General features: G+C 39.3%; 1 protein-coding gene. It reads right to left on the bottom strand.

The window, feature by feature from the left end; translation table 11 throughout:
• Nucleotides 1-247, bottom strand: a 247-nt coding sequence (locus ACPYOM_RS23365) for an NAD(P)H-dependent oxidoreductase subunit E (protein WP_481347802.1), incomplete at both ends; no start/stop codon positions are given.

Here is a 247-nt window from a genome sequence, read left to right as displayed (position 1 = left end):
TCCCGAGACCATGCAAGGCCCCGTTCTGCAAACTTCCAAAACATATTTACCAACCGGTTTCATATTGAACATTGTATAGAAAGTTGCAACCTCATATACTTCGATGGGCTTAATACTCAATAATTCTGCAACATAATCCATTACTGGAACGTCTAACCATCCTCCGAATTCTTTTTGTGCTACGTGAAGTACAGGAATAAGAGCCGATTTTTGTCTTCCCTCAGGATATCTTGCGATAATTTTATGT

It is taken from the genome of Monashia sp. HAY1-2A, from assembly GCF_056755315.1.
The sequence above is the reverse complement of the archived record's forward strand: the minus strand, read 5'-3'. Positions and strand labels throughout refer to the sequence as shown.